The organism is Prochlorococcus sp. ALOHA_ZT_50, from assembly GCF_022447305.1.
In the GTDB taxonomy this organism is placed as follows: Bacteria; Cyanobacteriota; Cyanobacteriia; order PCC-6307; family Cyanobiaceae; genus Prochlorococcus_A.
The window spans coordinates 1-1,516 of sequence record NZ_JAKVCI010000070.1; the positions used below are offsets into that span (position 1 = coordinate 1).

The 1,516-nt window shown below is 29.0% G+C and carries 2 protein-coding genes; both read right to left on the reverse strand.

What is annotated here, in order from left to right:
• On the reverse strand, positions 1 to 1,155 hold a 1,155-nt coding region (locus tag MK115_RS09315; RefSeq protein ID WP_287610961.1), incomplete at its 3' end, for a POTRA domain-containing protein.
• A gap of 36 nt (positions 1,156 to 1,191) precedes the next feature.
• Positions 1,192 to 1,516 (reverse strand): phosphoribosylaminoimidazolesuccinocarboxamide synthase (locus MK115_RS09320; protein ID WP_287610963.1); only part of this gene is annotated, 325 nt, incomplete at its 5' end.

Below are 1,516 nucleotides of genomic sequence, written 5' to 3' on the forward strand. Positions count from 1 at the left end.
TGTTTTATGTTTATCTCCTTTAATCCATGGATCAGTTAATGAAAAATTATAAGTAGTTGAATATTCTCCGAAATTTAGATTTAAATTTGTAGTCCATGCTCTTCCAAATGCATTTGTTTCCTGCAAACCCATTGAAGCAAAGATACCTGAACTATTGCTATAACCAAGTCCACCTGTTAATGATCCTGTTCTTTGCTCACTCAAGTCTAAAAAAATTATGACTTGACCAGGATTTAAATTATCAGGGCCAAGAGAAACCTTTACATCATCAAATAATGATGTGGCATAGAGTCTACCGATATCAGCTTCTAAAATTTTTCTATTAAAAATGGTGCCAGGTTGTGTTTTTAATTCTCTCTTTATAACCCAGTCTTTTGTTTTCCCTTTTCTAGGTTTTCCATCAATAATAAATTCACCATCAGAATTTGGGAATCTTATTTTTACGTCAGATATAATACCCTCAGAAACTTTTAATGTTACTACTCCGTTCTCAGAGATTCTATCTGGGCCACTAATTCTAGCTAAAGAATAACCCTCTTTTTCATAACGTTTTTTTATTATTTCTATCTTATTTTGAATTTCATTTAGGTTAAGAGTTGTTCCATAATAATTATTAAAAATGTTATCAACGTATTCATCAGAGATTAGAGAGTTTATTGGTTTAAGTTCAACTTTCTTCAAAATTGGATTAGGCACTACATTTACTATTAGCCTCACACCTAGTGGCCCATCTTGAGACTTTATTTTAACTCCTGAAAACCAACCACTAGCATATATTGCATTAAGGTCTTGATTTAAAATTTGATTATCAACAATACTTCCAGGCTTTATGCTCATGGAATCATATGCAGCCAATTCAAGTTTTCTACCCTCAGGATGATTTTCCCAACCTTCGATAATTATTTCTGAGATAAGAACACTTTCTTCATTAATATCATTATTATTTTCTGCAATAAGAATTTTTTTCTCTTTTTGATTATCAATCCCTTGAAAAAAAACATTATTAATATTTTGTATTTCAAAGTTTTTTATTGATTGATCAACGTCATTTGGCAAATACTTAGCAGCCAGTTCTGAATTATTTGATATCAAAATCAAGGGAGAGCAGGCAACATTTGTGAAAACCTTTCCAAATTTTAAAAAATGTTTTTGCATAGTACTTGTGATTAAGATAAATAAGTCATTATTTATTCAATTAGGTTTAAGAAAATCGTTTATTCTTCGGTGGATTTCACTATAAGCTTCAATTAGACCACCTAAATCATTTCTAAATCTATCTTTATCAAGACTTACAATTATATCATTTTTTTGATTTAGATCCCACAATCTACAATTATCAGGACTTATTTCATCGCCGAGAATAATATTATTTCTAAAATCATAACCAAATTCCAATTTGAAATCTACAAGTTGAAGATGAATACTTTTAAAAAAGCTTTTAAGGATTAAATTAATTTTTAAAGTTAAATTTATTATTAAGTCTAAATCATGAGAGCTCAATATATTCATTAATTCG